Here is a 22,669-nt window from a genome sequence, read left to right on the forward strand (position 1 = left end):
CAACTTATGATACCATGTTAGTAGTCATTTTGGCTAAGATATTTCAAATTTATTAACATATTGACAATTAATGCAAGGGAAGCAGGTGCAGAATTATGATTGACGGCCACGTCCACTCTCCTTATTGTCCGCACGGGACTTCAGATTCTCTTGATTCATACGTAGAAAAGGCTATTGAACTCGGGTATGCTTCACTGACTTTTACAGAACATGCCCCATTACCGCCTTCCTTTACTGATCCTGTTCCATTAAAAGACAGTGGAATGAATCCACGCTTGCTAGAATCGTATATTAAGGATATAGAAGAAGTGAAGAAAGCTTATGCTTCTGATATCAATGTACAGGCAGGACTCGAAATTGATTATATAAAAGGATTTGAAAAAGAAACCGAGGATTTGTTAAATGAATACGGACCATCCCTTGACGACAGCATCCTATCTGTCCATTTTCTCCCTATTTATAATAAATGGTACTGCATAGATTATAGTCCGGACATGTATAAAAGTTCTTTGATGGCGATTGGTGATCTGCGTCAACTCTATCAGCTGTATTTTGATATGCTACGTGAATCAGTTCTAGCTGATTTAGGCGCCTTCAAACCGAACAGAATTGGACACATGACGCTTATTAAAAAGTTCCAGTGGTTATATAAGCCGCCTGCTGGGTGGGAACAGATGGCAGAATCCTTTCTTGATTTTATCAGGGACAAAGCGGTGACGCTGGATTATAATGGAGCAGGTATGAAAAAAGAACATTGCAAAGAAGCCTATCCGCCATTAAACATAGCTCGAAAGGCTTCCGCAAAAGGAATTTCGCTTATATATGGTTCGGACGCACACAACAGTGATTCATTAAAACAAGGCTATTCAGCTATTGACGCTTCTCTTATACGCTGAAGACTCGCTTTGCCTTCAACGCTTTACGTTCCATCATAAGTGAACTGTACACATCAATAAAATGAGAAACGGAAGTATCTGTTAAAAGTGATTCCTGAAATTCAAGCGGCATAACAAATGGGGCGTTTAAAAGGCCCTTCAGTTGTACCAGACACATCTTTTCTTTATAAGTAATCTCAAGTTTATTTGTTTTATTAAATAAGAGTTGTGTAAATAGATGGTTCTCTTTAGCCAAATAGGTGACTAACATTTCTCTGGCAAAAACAGTGTTTAATGTTAATTCCCGATTTACCAAACAGGAAAGTTGATAATGTTCCTGCTTATATTGTAAAATTCTTTTCACTAATGATTCTAAATTTTGCTCCAAATTTGCATTCACTTCATCCTCAATCATCTCAAGATATGGTTCAAAGTAATGCACAGCTAAGGACTCAAACAATCCTTGCTTACTTTTAAAGTAGTAATGAATCAATGACACGTTAACCTGTGCACGGTTAGCAATATCCCGGACAGATGTTCCGTTAAACCCCTGGCTATAGAAAAGTTGGCTGGCGACATCTAACACCTTTTGTCTTGTTGTATTTTGACGGTTCATCATTGAATTCCTCCTTACTAGAGGAGTTCCCCATTATCCGTTAAAATCCTTTAAGAATCGTACATCAATTCCCGACAATCAAGCGGGAATTCTGTCGAACATATATTATATAGGAGGTTTTATCATGTTTCAGACCGCACATTATAAAGGTACAAAACAAGAACAATATCAGCTGCTAATCAAGCAGCTGGACGCTCTGCTCGAGGGAGAACCTGATCAAATAGCCAACCTGGCAAATGCATCTTCATTGCTTAACCAATTTCTTGAAAATGTGAACTGGGTCGGCTTTTATGTGTGGAGGGAGAATGAGCTGGTTTTAGGACCATTCCAGGGTCTTCCGGCATGTGTGCGGATCCCAGCTGGAAAAGGCGTTTGTGGGACAGCTGTTTCTGAAGGTACCTCTCAACGAGTTCATGATGTAAATGCTTTTCCGGGACATATTGCCTGTGACGCAGCCAGCCAATCCGAAGTTGTCGTCCCCATCTTCAAAGACGGTGCCATATATGGCGTCCTCGACATTGACAGCCCATCTGTAGGCAGGTTTGATAATACAGACGAGGAATGTCTATCATTATTCGTTAAAACCCTTGAAAAACATCTTTAATCATACACATTAAATCTCTTATCACAGATTAAAACCGCTCTTGTACATGGAGCGGTTTTATTGTTTCTATATGATCTAAGATACTGACTAGGATTCTTCCTTGACTTATACCTATAAAAATTCTATAATAACCTTTGTGTAAAATAAATGGCAGCCTATGTGAATCCGGCGACTGTCTTCATTTTGTTCCTCATTAAAGAGGTGCATCGCGTAACTCTCTGCTGCTGGAGCGATGGTGCATGAAAACAAAATGTACAGCGTTACATGGAACACACTGTTTTTATTTTATGCAAAATAAAATAAAAGAGGAGGAAATACCAATGGCACGTTATACAGGATCAACCTGGAAAAAATCACGTCGTTATGGCATTTCTTTAAGTGGAACTGGTAAGGAACTAGACAAGCGTCCTTACGCTCCTGGACAGCATGGTCCAAATCAACGCAGAAAACAATCTGAATACGGACTTCAGCTTCAAGAGAAGCAGAAGCTACGTTTCATGTACGGCTTAACTGAGCGTCAATTCCGTCGCATGTTTGAAGAAGCTGGTAACATGAAAGGAATTCACGGTGAGAACTTCATGATTCTCCTTGAATCTCGTTTAGATAATCTTGTGTACCGTCTAGGTCTAGCTCGTACTCGCCCACAGGCTCGTCAGCTAGTTAACCACGGACACGTAACTGTGGATGGCGGCCGCGTAGATATCCCATCTTACCGCGTTGCTCCCGGCCAAGTAATTGGTCTTCGTGAGAAATCACAAAACCTAAACATTGTACAAGAAGCTGTTGAAGTGAACAACTTCGTACCAGAGTATCTTTCATTTGATGCTGATAAGGCAGAAGGATCATACTCTCGTTACCCTGAGCGTTCTGAACTTCCAGCTGAAATTAACGAAGCTCTTATCGTTGAGTTCTACTCTCGTTAATAGCCTATTTTATGAAAACCACCCCATCCCAGGGTGGTTTTCTTTTATGCATAAACAGGGATTTTCTACCACCTCAGGTCATCCATTTTCTGGATGACCTGAGGTGGTAGAATTTAGTAATTGGTATTCATAACTAAAGGAGCCTCCCTTTACCAATGGAGACTCCTCTTTCTTTATACATATCGAATTAAAAAGTACTTTTTCTTTCCTCTGCGAATGATCGTAAACTGGTCTTCAATCCGATCCGTATCGTTAATGGTGTGCGATAGTTCCTGATTTCGTTCTCCATTAATATAAACGGCTCCATTTTTAATATCCTCTCGCGCCTGTCGCTTAGATGAAGAAATTCCAGCTGCAACTAACAATTCAACTAGCGCTGGTTCTTTATCCTCAGAATGAAAAGCCGGCACATCCTTGAATCCCTGCTCTATCTCAGACCCGGAAAGGGATTTTATATCTCCGCTAAACAAAGCATCGCTAATTCGTTCTGCTTGCTTCAAGGCCTCCTCATCATGCACAAGGCGAGTCATCTCTTCAGCAAGACGTCTTTGAGCTGCCCGTTTCTCAGGCTGTGTTTCTACTTCTTTCTCAAGTTCAGCGATTTCATCATGACCCAAGAATGTGAAATACTTCAAAAATTTCACGACATCACGATCATCAGCATTTATCCAAAACTGATAAAACTCGTATGGAGTTGTTTTCTCAGGATCCAGCCAGATTGCGCCGCCAGCTGTTTTACCGAATTTAGAACCATCTGCTTTCGTAATCAACGGCATCGTTAACCCAAAGGCTTCCGTTTCTTTTTCCCCAGAAGATGACCTGCGAATGTATTCAAGTCCTGCGGTTATGTTGCCCCACTGGTCGCTCCCGCCAATTTGCAATGTGCAATTTTCTTTTTCATTTAACTGTTGAAAGTCTAAAGCTTGCAGAATCATGTAACTGAATTCTGTGAAGCTTATGCCGCTTTCAATACGAGACTCAACAGAATCTTTCGCCAACATGTAATTGATGCCAAAATGTTTTCCTGTATCGCGAAGGAAATCAATTATAGTCATTTGCGAAAGCCATTCATGATTATTTCTTGCCACAGCTGCATTTTCTTTTTTATCAAAATCAAGCAGTTTAGCAAGCTGTTGGCTCAGTTTTTCACTATATCCAAGCACGACATCAGCCGAGTTTAACTGACGCTCAGTAGACCGACCGCTGGGATCGCCTATCATCCCTGTACCGCCGCCAACTAAAGCAATTGGCCTATGCCCAGCCTCCTGAAATCGTTTCAATAACAGGGCCGGCACCAAATGTCCAATATGAAGGCTGTCGCCTGTTGGATCAAAACCACAGTACAACGTTACCTGCTTTTCACTTAAATGTTTACGCAATCCTTCTTCATCAGTTACCTGATTAACTAACCCTCGTTTCTCTAAATCCGTTAAGATATCCAATCTTTAACACCTCTATTTTTTTGAATTTTTGAAAACAAAAAAGACCTCCTCCCTATTAAAAGGGACGAGGTCTTTTCGCGGTACCACCCTTGTTGCACATAACATGCCACTCCATTGATAACGGTTGAACAATCAACCGTCTTCTGGCCATGCCAAAAGACTGCTCCAGACCGTAATTCAAGAGTAAGTATTTACTGACTCACAGCAACCGTCAGCTCTCTGAAAAAGTGATTCACTCTCTACTTCAGTCATTCATCGCACGAATAATTAAACTGTATTCCATTATTATCATAACTTGTTCGAAAAGGCAACAGTAAATCTTTGACGAACGGTGTCTTATAACGACTGATATGTTATAATATAGTGTGGAATTTAGGAGGGTTTATAATATATGGGGAACAATAAAAAGTTTGATTTTCAGTCTCTTAAGTCTCTTTGGGAGAGAGGAATCATTCAAAAGAATACTCGCATCAGCTACGATGTGGCCTGGAATATTATATTGTTTTTTATCATTCTTGGAGTAGTCGGTCTATTCTTCGCAGGAGGTGTCGGAGCTGGATATTTCGCCTCGCTCGTAAAGGACGAGCCAATGAGAAGCGAGGCAGAAATGCGTGAAAGTATATATAACTATGAAGAAACATCGGAAATTTATTTTGACGATGAAAACTACTTAGGGAAAATTCAATCAGATATATATCGTGAGGAAGTTCCATTAGATCAAATGAGTAAGCATCTTAAAAATGCAGTTATCGCAACAGAGGATGCCTATTTTAAAACACATAACGGAGTTGTTCCTAAAGCTGTCATGCGTGCTGTCATGCAGGAGGTAACAAACGCGGCAGTTAAAACGGGTGGTAGTACATTAACACAGCAGCTTGTGAAAAACCAAATTTTAACGAATGAAGTATCTTTTGAACGAAAAGCAAAAGAAATGCTAATAGCCCTTAGGGTGGAGCGTTTCTTTGAGAAAGAAGAAATTCTAGAAGCCTACTTAAATATTGTTCCCTTTGGCCGTAATGCCAACGGCCAAAACATAGCGGGCGTTCAATCTGCTGCTGAAGGAATATTTGGTGTAAGCGCAAAGGATTTATCAATTCCTCAAGCTGCTTTCATCGCAGGGCTCCCACAAAGTCCCTTTGCGTACACACCATTTAAAAATAATGGTGAGGTAAAGAGTGAGGAAGCGCTTCAGCCAGGAATTAACCGCATGAAAGAAGTAATACAGAGAATGTATGAAACAGAAGCTATTACGAAAGAACAATACGAGAAAGCACTGGACTTTAATCTAGTAGAGAATCTAGCAGAACCTACAAATTCATCATATGAGAAATATCCTTTCTTAACCGATGAGATTCATAGGCGTGCGAAAGATATTATCATCAAGCAGTTAGTTAAGAAGAACGGTGACACAATGGAAGACCTGGCTGACGATGAAGAGCTGGCTGAAGAATACAATATCATGGCAGAACGCAAATTGAGTACAGGCGGCTTCAAGATTCATACAACGATAGACCAGGAGGTTTATGATGTTCTTCAAAAAGTAAAAAATAATTACAATCGCTACCCTCGCAACAAGACGATCACAGTTACAGATCCTGAAACGGGAGAACAAGTTCAAAAAGTAATCCTTGCACAAGTGGGAAGTACAGTTATTGAGAACTCCACTGGTAAGATAAAAGGATTTATTGCCGGTCGTGACTTTGAACAAATGCAAGTGAACCATGCAACTCAGAGACCACGTTCGATTGGTAGTACGATGAAACCATTAGCTGTTTATGGACCTGCTATTGATATGGGACGGCTTCAGCCTGGGTCAGTGCTTGCGGATGTGCCTTATCAATACCGTGGCACGAGTGATGACGTAACTAACTACGGCATGGGATATCACGGGCTCGTATCGGCAAGATATGCTTTAGCGAAATCCTATAACGTGCCAGCAGTCAAAGCATATATGAAAATTATTGACGAAAACCCTGCTAAACATTATTTAGAAAAAATGGGAATCACGACATTGAGTGAAGAACACTATACGAACCCTTCCCTAGCACTAGGCTCGGCATCAATTATTAATGCGGAGAACACGAATGCTTATGCTACTTTTGGAAACATGGGAACATTTGTGGATGCCTATATGATAGACAAGATTGTAACGAAAGACGGAGAAGTTTTCTATCAGCATGAAACAGAATCTACAGAGGTCTTTAGTCCGCAAGCAGCCTACTTGACGATTGATATGATGCGCGATGTCTTGCAATACGGTACAGCAGCAGGATTAAAGGGTCAGCTTACAAATCCTGGTGTGGACTGGGCTGGTAAAACAGGAACCTCCCAAAACAAAAGAGATACATGGTTTGTGGCCACAAATCCAAATGTTACGGTCAGCATGTGGATGGGATATGACCGAAAAGAGAATTTAGAAGATGTGTCAAACTATAGTGGAAGAAATACAGCATTATGGGCTGATGTTGTTAATGCACTCTCAGAGATCCGACCAGAACTGATGGTTCCAGACAGTGGATTCCAGCGTCCAGACGGAATCGTGTCACGGTCTTATTGTGCGACATCAGGCTTATTAGCTTCTGAGCTATGTTCCTCAGTAGGATTAGCCAAAAGTGACCTCTATATCGCTGAATATGCTCCAACGAAAGTGGACGATAGCTTAATTAGTGGTAATTTTGTCAGAGTGAAGGACAAACTAGTAGCTGCCGGAGGTAATACTCCAAGTGAATTTGTGATAGACGAAGGCGGCGTCACTCTGAGCCCAGAGTTTATCAAAGAAAACAACTATGATTCGCAATCGACGTTAAATTATCTGATTCCAAATAGAGGGGCCTGGGAGAATGTTGCCCTTCCGTCCTCCGGATCGTTATCAACGTCATCATCTATAGAAAATGATGGGAAGAGTCCTGCAGCTCCAAGCTCTGTTTCAGTAAGCTCCTCCACCATTTCCTGGTCCGCCTCATCAAGTAATGATGTTGTTGGCTACAGGGTTTATAAGGCTTCTGAACCCGGAGGCTCATTCTCAGTAATAGGTAGTACGACTGAGACTTCCTTTAACTTCTCTGGCGGAGATGGTATTTATGCAGTCAGAGCCGTGGACTATTTCGGTCAATCTTCAGGAAATTCATCTACTGTTAAAGTAGGTGATCCTGGAAAACCAGCATCGAAACCAAAGAAAAAGGAAAAACAAGAACCTAAACCAGAACAAGAGTCTGAATCACAATCAGAGCAACCCGAAACGGACGAGCAGACTTCAGCAGAAGAAGAATCGGGAAGCACTAATGAATCAGAAGAGGATAATAATTCCAATGAAGAAACCTCCTCTGAGCAAGAAGCAGCTGAAACTGAAAACTCTTCCAATACCAACAATCAAAATCAAGATGAACCGGAAGAATAGCTCAACCGATTCTTACTATACTCCAGTCCTGTACTAGGGCTGGAGTTTTCTTTTGCAGATGATTTAAAATAGCAATCAATCATGTATAATGTGAAGAGTAGACAGAAAACCCTCAGAGCTAGGTGGTGATGCAATGGAACATACAAAAACCCAGTATTCAGAAACCTTTGATAGTAAATATGGACCCATTATAGTAGAAGGACCGCTCCTGCCAGATCAACTATCTCGTTATACATTTGATGAAGGATTAAATGCCTTCCGTCCTCCAGCTAAGCAGTTTGAAGCACTTCAAAGTATTGCTGCTTTTGAAGAGGGACGAATTATTATCGCTCGCAACCAAGAAAATATTATTGGTTATGTTACGTATCTTCACCCTGATCCATTAGAGCGTTGGTCGGAAGGAAATATGGAAGACCTCATTGAACTGGGAGCCATAGAGGTGGTTCCTAAGTTTCGTGGCTTTCGTGTAGGTTCACGCTTGCTTCAACTATCTATGCAAGACGAATATATGGAAAACTACATTATTATTTCAAATGAGTACTATTGGCATTGGGACCTTAAAGGAACACGCCTTTCCATTTGGGATTATCGAAAAGTCATGGAAAAGATGATGGCTGCCGGCGGGCTGACACCGGCTCCAACAGATGACCCTGAAATTATATCCCATCCAGCAAATTGCTTAATGGTAAGAATTGGGGAGAATGTTCCACAGGAATCTGTTGAACAATTTGATCATTTACGGTTTCTCACCCGCCATCAATATCGTAAAGCAAGGGGCGAATGAGTATGCTAGTCGAAGAAATTATGAATAAAGATGTCATCACTATGTCTCCTGAAGATTGCATTGAAACAGCGTTAAAGTTATTAAACGCGCATAGAATTCGACACATTCCTATAGTTGATCAGCAAAACTGTGTGATCGGAATAGTCTCCGATCGGGATGTCCGTGACGCAAGTCCGTCCATTTTTGACGACCCTGAACATTCTGACCAACTAAACCACCCGATTCAATCGATCATGACAACACCAGTTACAACCGTCCACCCACTTGATTTTGTTGAAGAAGTAGCAGGCATTTTTTACGAACAAGAAATTGCCTGTGTCCCCGTTACACGAAATGATGAACTTATCGGAATCATTACAGAAAAGGATATGCTGCACACACTCATCCAGCTGACTGGAACGAATGTGCAAAGCTCTCAAATAGAAATAAAAGTGATCAACAAACCTGGGATGCTCCCACAGGTCACACAAGTTTTCGGAAAGCGAAAAGTAAACATCAGTTCTGTCCTCATCTATCCATACAAGCCTGATCAAAACTATAAAATTATAGTTGTCCGAATACAAACAATGAACCCACTTCCAACTATCGATGACTTAAAAGCTGAGGGTTATGAAGTCCTTTGGCCGAATTTACCGGGGATGACATCATGACCTGTTCATCAAGCTTCGTTTTTTCAGAAGAATTTACTCGCTATCGCTTCCGAGAAGATCATCCTTTTAATCAACAACGAGTACTAATGACAAAGGATTTACTTGAAAAAGAGCACGCCCTTACTGAAACTCAGATTATTCCGCCCCGCGTGGCTACGGAACAAGAACTAAGACTCGTCCATCACCCTAAATACATTAATGCTGTAAAACGGGGTGGTGAAGGACAGCTGACAGAGAGTGAAGGGCTGGAATATGGAATTGGAACAGAGGATACGCCCATCTTTTCAGGTATGCATGAAGCTTCTTCCCTCCTGGTTGGAAGTACACTTGCCGCTATCGATTCCGTTCTGCAAGGGAAGGCAAAACATTCGATCAATCTAGGCGGCGGACTTCACCACGGATTTGAACGAAAAGCCTCTGGATTTTGTATTTATAACGATGGAGCTGTTGGTATAAAATATATCCGCAAACATACCGATTACAAAGTGCTCTATGTGGATACAGATGCCCATCATGGCGATGGTGTGCAATGGGCCTTTTATGACGATCCGAATGTTTGTACCTTCTCTATTCATGAAACAGGACGCTATCTTTTTCCTGGGACCGGCAATGTTAATGAACGAGGCCTCAAAGAAGGGTATGGCTACTCGTTTAATTTGCCTATAGATGCCTTTACTGAAGACGAGTCGTTCATACAATTGTATGAATACGCTTTCAGACAAATTGTAGACTATTTCAAACCAGACATTATTATTACCCAAAACGGTGCAGACGCTCATTTTCTGGACCCGCTTACCCATTTATGCGGAACCATGAAATTATATGAGAAAATTCCAATGCTTGCTCATCAACTTGCCCATGAGTATTGTGAAGGAAGGTGGATTGCACTTGGAGGAGGAGGTTATGATATTTGGCGAGTGGTCCCAAGAGCATGGGCGCAACTTTGGAAGATCATGTCAACGGGAAGTCCTTTTACAGGTCCGTTACCAGCTTCTTGGAGAGACCATTGGCAATCCAAATCTCCTGTTCAATTGCCCACACGCTGGGAGGACCCGCCAGGTGCTTACAAGGAAATTCCGAGAAAGCAGGAAATATCTGAAAAGAACCAAAAGATATTAGAAAAATCCATGCAGTTCATACTCAATCAGAAAAAATTCAACCCATAAAAAAAGACCTAAGAGGTCTTTTTTTATGGTCAACCCTGCGGTTTTTACTCCAATTCTCTATCGAGTTATTTGGTACAACTGGTCGCGTATCAGCGTAGGCCGCCGCTGTGAATCGACTTTGTTTTAAGCCTTCTGTATTTGAAAGTAAGTATCTAATAACACTCCCCGCCCTGGCACCTGACAATTCCCAATTTGAGGGGTATTTAAAGGTAGAAATCGGACGATTGTCCGTATCCAGCCATAGGATTAAATACTAAGTTAGCCAACAATGTACCATATAGTGTTGTTAGAAGCGCTATAGCCATTTTCGGTCCTAAGGTCTCCAGGGCTGCTTAATGTCTGCAGCATCAGCACAAGCCCGATTAACGTCCCGATCCGATCATCCCCCAGGCTGAAGCATACTCTCCTGCTTTTTCAATAATTGTTCTGCCTCGCTGATGGCGTTTTTCAACTGCAACAATCTCTGCAGTCATAATATCGTTAATCACCGTTAATCACGTCAGGCTCCGCTCCATCCATTGCCAGAAGAATGCATTTTTTAATAAAAGGGTCTTCTATTCCATCAAGCTCACTCTCCAGTGAAAGCAGCCCTTCCCTGCGAGCTTTGTCGGAGAGCCGAACGAACAACTGCACCAACTCACGTAAGCTCATATCATTCTTCATAAAAGATTCCTGAAGTACGCGAAATGTTACTTTCATTTCTGTTAAGTTAAAATTCGCCATTAGAGCCGCGAAAAGTCCGCCAATCAATTAAAATCGAAGCAGCGTCAGCAAAGGGAGCTGCTCCCTTTACGCCTGCACTCGAAATAATTCCAAACATAACCATCACGATACCTAAAGTGATTCCGATTGGAGTCAATACGTCTCGCTTGTTCATTCTTCTCTCCCCGATTCATAAATAGATTTAGTATTTATATCGGCATTACTTCGATTGAGTTGAATTTCTTTCGATTATTCTGTGGGGCAATGTAACATTTTGTTCTTCGACTTCTTCTTTGTTCATGAACTTCGTGAGTAACCGCATAGCAACCGCCCCAATATCATACATCGGTTGAACTACTGTCGATAAAGTCGGTCGAACCATCGTAGCCAGTCGGGTGTTGTCAAATCCAAACACTTCTACATCTTCAGGTACAGAGAGTCCCCTGTCTTGCGCACCATGAATAACACCTAAAGCCATTTCATCTGCTGCCACAAAAATAGCGCTAGGCTTTTCATCCAACTCCCAAAGCTGTTCAAATGCTTCAATTCCTGAATCGTAGGAATAGTCTCCTGTAATAATCAAGTCATCATTTATGTTTAGATTACGATCACGCAATGCACGCTTGTATCCTTCAAGTTTCTGATTGTTTATTTCAGTATTTTCAGCACCTGACACATAAGCAATCCGCTCATTATTGTGAGAGACTAATAGCTCTACAGCTTCATACGCCGCCTGTTCATAATTAATATTAACTGAAGGGGTTTCCTTCGTCTCATCTACAGTTGCTGCAAGCGCAACAGGTACGGAAGCATTTTTAAATTCATGGACGTGTTCGTCAGTGATTGTGCCCCCCATAAACACAAGCCCGTCCACTTGCTTTCCGAGCATAGCATTAATTAAGTGGAGTTCCTTGTCTTTGTTTTGATCAGAGTTACTAAGAATAATATTGTAATTGTACATCGTTGCTATATCTTCTATCCCACGAGCCAGCTCCGCGAAAAAGATACTTGAAATGTCAGGAATAATTACTCCGACTGTGGTAGTTTTCTTGCTAGCCAGTCCTCTTGCTACAGCGTTCGGCCGGTAACCAAGCCGCTCAATGGCATCATTCACCTTTTTTCTTGTTGCTGGCTTTACGTTCGGGTTGCCATTTACAACTCTCGAGACCGTGGCCATTGATACACTTGCTTCTCTCGCTACATCATAAATTGTTACATTCATCCTGTTTCCTCCTCCGTCGTTTCCAACAATTCCGAGATATTATAAATATCATCATACGATAATTAGATATTCTCCGCAATGTTTCTTAAATCGTTTGTTAGTTCTAGGATACCCTAACTATTATAACGAATAACATGAGAACAAAAAAATAAGTCAGGCTGAAAATTCAGCCTGACTTATTTATATGACATAATTTGTTCAAAAAATTGTTCAGATCATTGTCTAGCTAAGGCATTTACATTAAAGTTATTTAATTCTTTCATAAATGTATCGAAAGTTGGGATATCCATCTGTTGTGCTGAATCTGAAAGGGCCACAGCAGGGTCTGGATGTACTTCGGCCATTACTCCATCTGCACCAATAGCAAGGGCTGCTTTAGCTGCAGGCAGAAGCAGGTCTCTTCGCCCCGTGGAGTGTGTAACATCAACCATAACGGGCAGATGTGTTTCCTGCTTCAAAATTGGAACACTTGAGATATCCAGGGTATTTCTAGTGGCTTTCTCATATGTTCGAATTCCACGTTCACAAAGAATGATATTACCGTTTCCACGAGAAATTATATATTCCGCTGCATTTATGAACTCGGAAATTGTTGCCGACATTCCACGTTTTAATAGAACAGGTTTATTTACAGATCCTGCTGCTTTCAACAATTCAAAGTTTTGCATGTTTCGTGCACCAATCTGAATGACGTCAAGATAATCAACAGCTTTTTCAATATCAGCTGGATTAACAATTTCACTTACAACAGCTAGATCGTGTTCATCAGCTGCCTTTTTCAATATTTTCAATCCCTCGATTCCAAGACCCTGAAAATCATAAGGGGAGGTTCTTGGTTTAAAGGCCCCGCCTCGCAATAATTTCAATCCTTGTTTTTTTACAGCTTCAGCCACGGTAGATACTTGTTCATAACTTTCTACTGCACAAGGTCCCATAATAAAGTGTTGTTCACCGTCACCGATTTTCTCACCTTTAATGTCAATGACCGTATCCTCAGGCTTCTTCTTCCTAGAGACTAATAATGCTTTTCTATGATCATCTTCTTGCAGCTCAAGACTTGCCTTAAATATCTCTTTAAATAAGTGAATAACCGTTGAATCCTCAAAAGGACCATCATTATGTTTGGAAATTTGGTCAAACATGACTCTTTCTCGTACTGGGTCGAAACGATTCATGCCCTGTTTTTCTTTTATTTGACCAATGTCCTTTACCAATTCACCGCGTTTATTGATTAAATTCAAAAGCTGCAAATTTACATCTTCCAGTTGATTACGCAACTGGTCTAACTGTTGGTTGCTCATAACTAGTCCTCCTATGTCTATTATTGTTTTCGATAAAAAAATCATGCAAAGATAATTAGGAACAATTATAGCGAATTTTACGAAAGTTGTCACCCATAGTAAGGGCTTTCATGAAAAATTGTTTAAAAAGTTCATCATTTTCAGTCATATAACGTATAATTTCAATCAAAACAGGCGCAAACAAATGCTTTCATTCCTCCTATTGCTTATGAATGAATTGCAGCATTTGTTAATGAGGCGACTGTGATATTATGATGGCTGTTATGCCAAAGAACTGCCTTGTCATTAAATAACAACGCCTGAGGAGATTCATGCTTTATGTTGTAATCTTTAGCGATCTTACTGCTAAGCTCTTTATCTTCCTGTACATAAAGAATAAAACAGGGTAAATCAGACTCTTTGTTATAAACTTCGTATTCTTCTTTCGCCGAAGCACTAATTGGACAAGTAAGACTATGCTTTAACAGGAAAAATGGTTCATTTTTCGTAATTAGCTCATGAAATTCCTGCTCTGTTATTAGATGCTGAATCGTCATAAAAGAAATCTCCTTTATATAAGGTTAAAAAAAGCAGGGGCTCCCGCCCCCGCTCTAGTTGTATTTATACGTTTGAAGAAGTTGTAGAATCTTGTTGTTTCTCAAGCTCCTGTGCTGCTTCCTCAATTGCCTCTGCAACTTCCTGGGCAGCTTTCTCAGCTTCCTCATCATCATTATTTCTAGCGCTATTTACTTTGTCTTGAAGAGATTTTGTAGAATCTTTCACTTTTGAACCTAATTCCTGAGATTTTTCTGAGACTGTTTTTGACAATTGTGAAGAAGATTCCACAGCGCGGTCTTTCCACTCGCCGCCTTTCTCATAGGCCACATCTTTCCACTCGCCAGCCCGTTCTCTCCAATCACTTGAACCATCACTAATATTCGTACGCAACTCTTTACCTGATTTAGGGGCAAACAATAAAGCAACAACTGCACCTACTAATCCCCCAATAAGTGATCCAAGTACAAAGTCTCTTCCATTTCCATTAGCTTTATCATTTTGCTGGTTGTTTTGGTTACCCATCATTGCATTCCTCCTAATTATTTTTTATCTTCATTTTTTGATTTCTTCCACAGATTAATGGCTACTTGTCCCCATTTCATCGCCTGAGCTGCTGAATCTGTGTTGTTATTCGCAGATGTTGTCAGACCTTTTGAAAAAGTTCTTAGAGACTGATTGAAATCCTGCACAGAATCGCCGATTCCTTTAACACCATCTACCAATGTATTTAGCTTTTGAGATTTTTCGCCAACATCTTCAGCTAATTTATTGGTTTTATTTAATAATGCGGTTGTTTCTAATGTAATGCCTTCCATTTGTTTCTCAACGCCTTCTAATGTATCGGCTACATTGTTCATGGTTCGGCGTACGGCGATTAGTGTTCGAGCTACATAAATGACCAGAACTGCAAATGCGATCGCTGCAATTAGTGCAGCAATATATAACATAATTATCATTGCCCCTAAGCACACTCCTTCTTCGTATGTATTTACATTTTAGTAATTACCCAATTCAACAAATTTATAAACGTGTAATGCTTTTAATGGATATATTCTATATACATTTTGTAAAACCCTCTAAATTTGACGAAAAATTCATAAATAATAACGTGCGAACTATAATGCGATGTCCGCACGTCTATACATTTTATACACTGCTTTCTTCATAAGCCTTTTGAAACTTTTGAATATCACCTGCACCCATAAATAACAAAATCCCTTCCTCATATTGAGCCAATTGATTTGTATCATCAAGATCAAGAACATGGGCTTCAGGTATAAGGTTCTGTAAATGTTCAATAGTAAGTTTTCCGCTGTTTTCTCTTGCAGATCCAAATATATCACATAAATATACAGCGTCAGCCAATTTTAAACTCTCAGCAAATTCATTTAGAAATGTTTTAGTTCGAGTGTACGTATGAGGCTGAAAAATGGCTACAACCGACCTATCTGAATATTTCTTCCTCGCAGAATCTATTGTAGCTGTAATTTCAATCGGATGATGGGCATAATCATCGACTAAAATTTGATCGTTCCATTCCTTTTCAGTAAATCTTCGTTTTACCCCAGAGAACGTGGACAACTTACTAATCTGCTCGGCTGTCATTCCTTCATAATGGCATATAGCTATGACACTCAGGGCATTTAAAACCGTATGTGTGCCAAATTGCGGAATGGAAAAGGATTCATAAAACGTATTGCGTACAAACACATCAAAGGTCGTTCCCTGCTCGTCTTCATGAATGTTTTGAGCCTGGAAATCATTTGTATCTGCTAATCCGTAATACAACACAGGAACATTTGCCTGAATGTGCTGAAGATGCTCATCATCACCACACGCTATGATACCTTTTTTCACCTGCTTTGCCATTTGCTGAAAAGCCTGGAATACATCCTCAATGCTTGTGAAATAATCAGGATGGTCGAAATCAATGTTAGTCATAATTGCGTAATCAGGTGCATACTCTAAGAAATGCCTGCGGTATTCACATGCTTCAAAAGCAAAAAACTGACTTTCCTCATGACCTTTTCCAGTTCCGTCACCAATCAAGTACGAAGTAGGATAATTTTCAGAAAGAACATGAGCCAGCAGCCCTGTAGTCGATGTCTTGCCATGGGCTCCCGTAACCGCAATACTGGTGTACCTCTGCAGCCAGTCACCCAGAAATTCATGATACCAATAAAAAGGTAGCCCCAGTTCTTTGGCTGCTTTAACTTCTTCATGATCGTCATTAAATGCATTTCCAGCAATAATGATTAGTCCTTCTTTTATATTATCTTTAGTAAAAGGAAGAATAGGGATCTCTCTGTCTTCAAGGACTTCCTGTGTGAAAAATCTTTTTTCCACATCAGAGCCTTGAACATTTTTTCCGGAATCATGTAAAATCTGTGCCAGTGCACTCATTCCTGTTCCTTTAATACCAATAAAATGGTAAGTTGTCATAAACAAGAACCTCCAAAATAAAGAAAATCACTATTGTATAGTGTATGTAATTACAAGTTAGCTTGCGAATATTTTGCTCGCCTCATACTGTCTTCGTAAAAGAATACTCCTTATTCTACCACGTCAATTCCTTGTAAAAAAGCGTCTAACCTCATGAAGCTTACTCCTTGAAAGAGCAAGCTTCAGCAACGGATTTCATAGAAAACAGGCTGTACCCCTTATTCATTTCCAATAAAATCGACAAGTTCAAGACGAGGATTAGGTTTATAACGTCTGCCTTCTTTCGCCTCTTGGCTGCCATTAACTTTGACGTTATCCCCTGTAAATCCAATTCCTATTTTCAAAAGGCTTCCGCCTACGCCGTACATATCAACAGGGACGTTTAATTCTTCAAACGAGCGAATTCGATCTTCTGTAAAGCCACCGGTAACAACAATTTTCACATGTTCAAACCCTTCTTGATCAAGAGCTTTGCGAAGAGCGAAAACCAGCTCTGGATTAACACCTCTAGGATCAAAGGTTCCCATCAAATGCTGATTTCTCAGGAAATATTTATCAACTAAATTTCGAGAGGTATCCAGCCTCACACTTACAAGGTCATCACCAAATTCACGAGCAACTCGCAGGGAGTCCGTAATGACATCATTATTATAATCTACTAATGCCATAAGCTTGTCTTCAGGAAATTGACTTTGATAGGCTTTGCTGGCTGCAACAACATCCCCTCTGAACATTTGGATCAAAGCATGGGGCATCGTGCCCATTCCTTCTTTCCCCCACCACTCATTCATAGCATGAGTAGCCTGTGCTGTAGAACCGCCAATAAAGGCAGAATATCCATCTCCCGCCTGCTGGGTAAAATGGTCGTCTCGATCGCCCATGAAAATAACCGGTTTTTGCTTACCAGAAGTTCGGCCAGCTTTTACAACGTTATATACATTTGTAGCCACGGATGTGCGCCGTGCTAAGATCCCATCGAGAATACCTTCTAAAAAGCCAAAGTATTGGTAAGGACCTGTGATTGTCAAAACTGTTTCATAAGGGCTGATCTTATCGCCATCCTTTAAGGATCTTATTTCAAGCTCTTCAGGATGATCAGAAAACGTATGAATCAGAGCAATGGCTTCATCCGTTCCGCATAATACAGCATTATGTTCTTTTTGGAAAAATTGCATCGTTACCACGTTATCTGCTAAGTGTTCTTCAATGATTTCTTTCGTTTTTAAAAAATAAACTGCTGAAAACCATCCTTCAGCTACACGCTCATCAAATTTAAATGTTTTATTTGTCAAACGAGAAATCTCGCCATTTAATTTACTTTCAATTTCTTTCATCATTTTACTCCTTAAAAAGTTAGGATCTGTTAAACCTTCATTCTTTGTATAATGATATAGAATTGATACATTTTTAACAAGAGCTTTCACGGTTTGGAACAGAGGATTTTAGGCCATATTCCCCATCAGCTCGGCAACTTGCTGCTTATTTAGGAGAATATCTCTTGGCTTACTGCCTTTTTGTTCGGAAATGATCCCATAATCCTCCATTTGATCAATCAACCTGGCTGCTCGGTTATATCCAACTTTAAAGCGGCGTTGCAGCAAAGAGGCGCTTGCGCCATTGTGGTCAAGTACAAAATGTACAGCTTCTTCAAACAAAGCATCTGTTTCCTCTTCGTTCGAAAGCTGCTTGATCAGCTCTTCCTGCTCAAATAAGTAATTTGGCGGTGCTATTTTCTTCACATATCCGGTGATCCGCTCAATTTCATCGTCTGAAACGAAGGCACCCTGGATCCGGACAGAACGCCCTGAACCATTTTCTATGAACAACATATCTCCCTTACCAAGCAGCTTTTCCGCCCCGCCTGTATCGATAATCGTTCTGGAATCTACTTGTGAAGAAACGCTAAAAGCAATTCGGGTCGGGATATTTGCTTTAATTAGTCCCGTGATTACATCAACAGATGGCCGTTGTGTTGCTAGTAATAAGTGAATTCCGCATGCCCTGGCCTTTTGGGCAATTCGACAAATAGAATCTTCCACATCCTGCGGTGAAACCATCATAAGATCAGCCAGTTCATCTATGACAATAACGAGGTAAGGCAGCTTCTCGGACCTTCTGCCCTGCTGGATCATCTTCTCATTATAACGCTCAACATCCCTTGCTCCTTCAGCTACAAATTTTTCATAACGCTCTTCCATCTCTTTGACCGCCCATTTCAAAGCAGTCGTGGCTGCTTTCACATCTGTAATTACCGGAGAAACGAGATGAGGGAGATTATTATATGGTGCAAGTTCTACCATTTTTGGATCAATCAAAAGAAACTTCACATCTTCGTGATGCGCCTTGTATAACAGACTGATTAATATGGTATTTATGCATACACTTTTCCCAGAACCTGTTGCTCCTGCAATGAGTCCATGAGGCATTTTTTTCAGATTTGTCACAACTGAGTCGCCGCCAATATCCAAACCTAAGGCAACAGATAGAGGAGATGAGTCATTTCTAAAAGCTTCGGATTCAAAAATCTTCTGTAAACCAACCATTTCTGCCTGCTGGTTAGGAACCTCTATTCCTACCGCCTGTTTCCCTGGAATAGGTGCTTCAATTCGGATGTCCCTGGCAGCCATACTCAGCTTGATATCATCTGCTAGGTTTGTAATCTTACTGACCTTTACACCTGGCTCAGGCTGAACTTCAAACCTAGTTACTGCTGGCCCTTTCATAGCATGGACTACCTTCGCCTTTACATGAAATTGACGCAAGGTGGTCTCCAGCAATTCCATCTGTTCATGGATCCACGTTTGATCATCTGAAGATTTCTTAACGGGATCGTTTAACAAATGGAGCGGCGTGGAATATTCCAGTCTCTCACCTGCTTCAGGATAATGCTCCTCTACATGATCACTGTCTTCTTCAACTGCAATAGACTGCTCATCATTTTCCATTAAAAGAGTTTTTTTTTGCTGATCTCTGCTTCGTTTATCACGAGGTGTCATCACTACATTAAATGGCACACGTGAACCTTGCTTCGCAGAACGTTCAGGCGCTTTTGAAGGTTTTGACTTGGGAAGAGATTCGACAGTCTCCTTTGACGATCCGGGCTCATTCTCTTGCTGTGTTATAGACTCACTGCTTGTAGTTGCTTTAGTTTCTTCACTTACATTTTTTGTAGTTTGCTCCTCTGAAGGAATATCTGGGGTATTATTTATCTCCTTCTTTTCATTTGGCAGCTCCTTGATCGGTGATTCATTCTTCTCAGCTTTGTCACTATACTGGTCAGACTCCTGGACTGGAGTATCGCTTACTTCAGGTTTAGCCGCTTGCCTGTGCAGAGACACAGGACGTTTTTCACGCTTTTTACCTTCATCGATCTTGCCGCGCATTCTTTGTCGAATTGCCTGCCACTGGGCCTCATCACTCCTGGCTTGCTCCATACTTAAAGATTGAGAGGAGTTGTTTGGCTCATGCTTTTTATATTCTGTCTCCATTTCATTAACTACCGGATTTGCCCGGGGCTGGTACCCATAAATAGGTGAAGGTACATCACTAGGTGTAAATGGCTGGGACGATGTTTCCGGCAGTTTAGGTTTAGGTTTAGGTTTAGGTTTGGGCTGCCTGGACTTTTCAGATGATCTTTTGTACGTACCTTCTCTTTCTTTCTTATCCTCCTTATTTTCCTTAGCAAAACTTTCGTAATTATATTCTCGCTTTTCATCTTGTTCTCGCTTTTTAGAACGTGTTTTATAAGCTGGCTTCTCATGATTACTTTGTTGTGAAGCATCAGGTATTACAGGGAAACGAAAGTTCCCTGATTTAGGATATTTATAGGTCATTTTTGTGTTAGGATTTGACTCATGATGGTTTCTCTTTGGTTCTTGTGATTTCGGTCCTTGTGTCCGTTCCTCATCAGAATCAAATAATCCCTTAAATTTATTCTTAAATTCGTTCCACATTTTTTATCACACTCTCTTTATGTACATAATGGATAGAGGGTATATTCATTCTAACAGGTTTTAGACCGATTTTGGTTTACAATATGTTTAAAATATGAGCCAATTGCAGAAAAAGAAGCAAAGGGCTTAGTTCTTAAGTTCCCTTTGCTTCCATATTTATCTTAAAATTCAAATGGTTGTCCGGCCTCATAGTAATCCTCTAATACTAAGATACCTTTTTCCTGTGGTGCATTTTCGAGTTCCAGTTCTCTTGCTGAGCAAATCATCCCGCTAGAGGATACTCCACGCAATGCAGCATCTTTAATTCTCATACCGCCAGGCATTACCGCCCCGACTTTTGCAACGACGACGTTCTGACCTTGTTCAATATTAGGAGCTCCACACACAATTTGCAAAGTTTCACTGCCCACATCGACCTGGCAGACACTAAGTTTGTCCGCGTTTTCATGCGGGCCTTTTTCTACCACATAACCAACTACAAATTTCGGTGACAAATCAAAATCAAGCGAATCATCTAGCTGCTCGTGATTAAACAATGTTCGCAATTGCTCAAGAAGCTCTTCTGTCAGTTGCAGTTTACCTTCTCCTTTTATAGACAAATGGTCGGACGCATTAAAAATATTGTAACCAAGCAGAGACCCATCCTGTTTATTCGTAATCTTTACAATATCACCATGAGTCTTTGAACAAGTCGTCAAGCGGTCTCCATCATTAACTGGAATGAGCAAAACGTCCCCTATTCCTTTCGGGTTATAAAACACATCCATTCATTCATCGCCCTTTCTATTTTGCTTAGGTCTTTTTTGAGCAAGTATAAAAATTGGTTCAAGCTGTTTATCTTCGTACAAGAAAGATAATGAGGTTACAGGAACAAGTCCTTCCGCGAAAAACTTCATCGCCATTTGAGCCAGAATATCATAGCCCTCCGGATTCTTAATGTCTGCGAAAATGATGACATCTTGATGAGGAATACTAATCGCTAGTTCTCCCTCAAATTCAACTTTTAACTTCTCTAGAAGAACTTCATTTAATATTCTGCTGGCATCGTATCCATCCTGAGCTGATTGAAAGTAAAAGTCGTTACCGTATACCGTATCTTTTTTCAAGTCAACAGACAGGGAACGAACATTAAAGCCGGCAATTTCCTTCATGCGTTCTTCTGTCCAACGCTCTCTATCCAGCATATCTTTATCAATAAGTTGATAGGATTTACCGAGGTCCAATGCATAATATATCCTTGTTTCAGCCGTATGTTCTTCTACTACCAATTGTTTGCCGTTCTCTGTCTCGGTTGGAAAAGAAGCCGCCCGTATAACAGGGTAAATATGCTGTTCCTTTCCCGAAAGTTCATGGGTCTCATTCATGACTCTTAATGCCTCTTGAACATGACCTTCCAGTTCATCGACAGCTTTTTCCCCACGGTTTTCGTATTTTGAAACCACATTGGGGAGGGTGATTGTAATTCCTTTTCCTGAATCTTTCCATTCAACTCTGAACGTATCTTTATCACGATTGTACACCGTTTTCCATTCATCACGCTGCAATCGTTCTTGGAGAATGTTCTTCATCTTAATACTGGTCATTTTCATATTCTCTTCCTCCTTCTATAATGGAAGAATGATTCCGCAATCTATTTTAGCATATACGATGCAGCTAATACACTCAGGTGCTGCCAGCTCGCTTCAAAAAAGAAACAAGCTGCACTACTAACAGCTTGTTACAATTTTATATTGGAAATAAATGATTCGATTTCCTGTTGTGTTTTCCGGTCTTTGCTGACGAAGCGGCCGGCCTCTTGTCCCTTATGAAAAGCTACAAAGCTTGGAATTCCAAAGACATCATGCTCGGCACAGACATGAATAAACTTGTCGCGGTCAACGTAGACAAACGTCCACTCTTTGAAACGTTCTTCAATGTCTGGAAGAACAGGCTCAATTACACGACAGTCGGGACACCAGTCAGCAGAAAATAACAAAATAGTTCTATTCTCGTTTAGGAGTTCCTTTAACTGACCATCTGATTCTAAAGTAATCATTCTTACACCTCCAACACTTA

At 40.7% G+C, this 22,669-nt stretch carries 20 protein-coding genes, 2 pseudogenes and 1 other annotated feature; of the genes and pseudogenes, 7 read left to right on the forward strand and 15 right to left on the reverse strand.

The window, feature by feature from the left end; all coding sequences use genetic code 11:
- The first annotated feature begins 95 nt into the window (after positions 1-95).
- Positions 96-896 carry a histidinol-phosphatase HisJ gene (gene hisJ / locus G6R08_RS03220; protein WP_163526658.1) on the forward strand — a complete coding sequence of 267 codons (801 nt, stop codon included), beginning with the start codon at positions 96-98 and terminating at the stop codon, positions 894-896.
- Here the strand turns inward: hisJ and refZ are convergent.
- On the reverse strand, positions 886-1,494 hold the full coding sequence (refZ, locus tag G6R08_RS03225; RefSeq protein WP_240339640.1) for a forespore capture DNA-binding protein RefZ: 609 nt from the start codon (positions 1,492-1,494) through the stop codon (positions 886-888). The two genes, hisJ and refZ, sit on opposite strands and share 11 nt — an antisense overlap.
- A 121-nt stretch (positions 1,495-1,615) precedes the next feature.
- Here refZ and G6R08_RS03230 point away from each other — a divergent pair, with 121 nt between their 5' ends.
- Positions 1,616-2,095: a GAF domain-containing protein gene (locus G6R08_RS03230; protein ID WP_163526659.1), complete on the forward strand. Its 480-nt coding sequence runs from the start codon at positions 1,616-1,618 to the stop codon at positions 2,093-2,095.
- A gap of 320 nt (positions 2,096-2,415) precedes the next feature.
- Positions 2,416-3,018, forward strand: coding sequence for a 30S ribosomal protein S4 (rpsD, locus tag G6R08_RS03235; protein WP_163526660.1), 603 nt, complete (start codon positions 2,416-2,418; stop codon positions 3,016-3,018).
- Positions 3,019-3,191: 173 nt separating this feature from the next.
- Here rpsD and tyrS read toward each other — a convergent pair whose 3' ends face one another.
- On the reverse strand, positions 3,192-4,460 hold the full coding sequence (gene tyrS, locus G6R08_RS03240) for a tyrosine--tRNA ligase (protein ID WP_163526661.1): 1,269 nt from the start codon (positions 4,458-4,460) through the stop codon (positions 3,192-3,194).
- A 57-nt stretch (positions 4,461-4,517) separates the two neighbouring features.
- Positions 4,518-4,725 (reverse strand) — a binding site (T-box leader).
- A 126-nt stretch (positions 4,726-4,851) separates the two neighbouring features.
- Here tyrS and G6R08_RS03245 point away from each other — a divergent pair.
- The 4 genes from G6R08_RS03245 (at position 4,852) to G6R08_RS03260 (ending at position 10,457) form a co-directional block, all read left to right on the forward strand.
- Positions 4,852-7,857, forward strand: coding sequence for a transglycosylase domain-containing protein (locus G6R08_RS03245; RefSeq protein WP_163526662.1), 3,006 nt, complete (start codon positions 4,852-4,854; stop codon positions 7,855-7,857).
- A gap of 133 nt (positions 7,858-7,990) precedes the next feature.
- The gene (locus tag G6R08_RS03250; RefSeq protein WP_163526663.1) at positions 7,991-8,641 is read left to right on the forward strand and encodes a GNAT family N-acetyltransferase; all 651 of its coding nucleotides are present in this window, start codon (positions 7,991-7,993) and stop codon (positions 8,639-8,641) included.
- Positions 8,642-8,643: 2 nt separating this feature from the next.
- Complete coding sequence (locus tag G6R08_RS03255; RefSeq protein ID WP_163526664.1) at positions 8,644-9,291, forward strand: acetoin utilization AcuB family protein; 648 nt, start codon at positions 8,644-8,646, stop codon at positions 9,289-9,291.
- Complete coding sequence (locus tag G6R08_RS03260; RefSeq protein ID WP_163526665.1) at positions 9,288-10,457, forward strand: acetoin utilization protein AcuC; 1,170 nt, start codon at positions 9,288-9,290, stop codon at positions 10,455-10,457. Before G6R08_RS03255 ends, G6R08_RS03260 begins: the two co-directional genes overlap by 4 nt.
- On the opposite strand, the pseudogene G6R08_RS22345 reads toward G6R08_RS03260, so the two are convergent.
- The 13 genes and pseudogenes from G6R08_RS22345 to G6R08_RS03325 all read right to left on the reverse strand — a co-directional run.
- Positions 10,447-10,689 (reverse strand): annotated as a pseudogene (locus G6R08_RS22345) (OmpA family protein); the annotation flags it as partial. The gene G6R08_RS03260 and the pseudogene G6R08_RS22345 overlap by 11 nt on opposite strands.
- A gap of 1 nt (position 10,690) precedes the next feature.
- Positions 10,691-11,334 (reverse strand): annotated as a pseudogene (locus G6R08_RS03270) (MotA/TolQ/ExbB proton channel family protein); the annotation flags it as partial.
- A gap of 45 nt (positions 11,335-11,379) precedes the next feature.
- A complete protein-coding gene (gene ccpA, locus G6R08_RS03275) occupies positions 11,380-12,381 on the reverse strand; it encodes a catabolite control protein A (protein WP_163526666.1) in 1,002 nt (333 codons plus the stop codon).
- Between the two features lie 215 nt (positions 12,382-12,596).
- Positions 12,597-13,682, reverse strand: a complete 1,086-nt coding sequence (locus G6R08_RS03280) for a bifunctional 3-deoxy-7-phosphoheptulonate synthase/chorismate mutase (RefSeq protein ID WP_163526667.1) — start codon at positions 13,680-13,682, stop codon at positions 12,597-12,599.
- 206 nt (positions 13,683-13,888) lie between these two features.
- Positions 13,889-14,218 carry a bacillithiol system redox-active protein YtxJ gene (gene ytxJ / locus G6R08_RS03285; RefSeq protein ID WP_163526668.1) on the reverse strand — a complete coding sequence of 110 codons (330 nt, stop codon included), beginning with the start codon at positions 14,216-14,218 and terminating at the stop codon, positions 13,889-13,891.
- A 64-nt stretch (positions 14,219-14,282) separates the two neighbouring features.
- Complete coding sequence (locus G6R08_RS03290) at positions 14,283-14,744, reverse strand: YtxH domain-containing protein (protein ID WP_338035421.1); 462 nt, start codon at positions 14,742-14,744, stop codon at positions 14,283-14,285.
- A gap of 14 nt (positions 14,745-14,758) precedes the next feature.
- Entirely contained in the window at positions 14,759-15,175 is a 417-nt protein-coding gene (locus G6R08_RS03295; RefSeq protein WP_163526669.1) for a DUF948 domain-containing protein, read from the reverse strand.
- A gap of 190 nt (positions 15,176-15,365) precedes the next feature.
- Positions 15,366-16,661 carry a UDP-N-acetylmuramate--L-alanine ligase gene (gene murC / locus G6R08_RS03300; RefSeq protein ID WP_163526670.1) on the reverse strand — a complete coding sequence of 432 codons (1,296 nt, stop codon included), beginning with the start codon at positions 16,659-16,661 and terminating at the stop codon, positions 15,366-15,368.
- A gap of 218 nt (positions 16,662-16,879) precedes the next feature.
- Positions 16,880-17,995, reverse strand: coding sequence for a nicotinate phosphoribosyltransferase (locus G6R08_RS03305; RefSeq protein WP_079530549.1), 1,116 nt, complete (start codon positions 17,993-17,995; stop codon positions 16,880-16,882).
- 108 nt (positions 17,996-18,103) lie between these two features.
- Positions 18,104-20,614, reverse strand: a complete 2,511-nt coding sequence (locus G6R08_RS03310) for a DNA translocase FtsK (protein WP_163526671.1) — start codon at positions 20,612-20,614, stop codon at positions 18,104-18,106.
- 161 nt (positions 20,615-20,775) lie between these two features.
- Positions 20,776-21,381, reverse strand: coding sequence for a YtpR family tRNA-binding protein (gene ytpR / locus G6R08_RS03315; RefSeq protein WP_163526672.1), 606 nt, complete (start codon positions 21,379-21,381; stop codon positions 20,776-20,778).
- Complete coding sequence (locus G6R08_RS03320; RefSeq protein ID WP_163526673.1) at positions 21,382-22,203, reverse strand: DUF1444 domain-containing protein; 822 nt, start codon at positions 22,201-22,203, stop codon at positions 21,382-21,384.
- Between the two features lie 128 nt (positions 22,204-22,331).
- Positions 22,332-22,649 carry a thioredoxin family protein gene (locus tag G6R08_RS03325; protein WP_163526674.1) on the reverse strand — a complete coding sequence of 106 codons (318 nt, stop codon included), beginning with the start codon at positions 22,647-22,649 and terminating at the stop codon, positions 22,332-22,334.
- Between the last annotated feature and the right edge of the window lie 20 nt (positions 22,650-22,669).

It is taken from the genome of Halobacillus ihumii, from assembly GCF_902726645.1.
Classification (GTDB): domain Bacteria; phylum Bacillota; class Bacilli; order Bacillales; family Halobacillaceae; genus Halobacillus_A; species Halobacillus_A ihumii.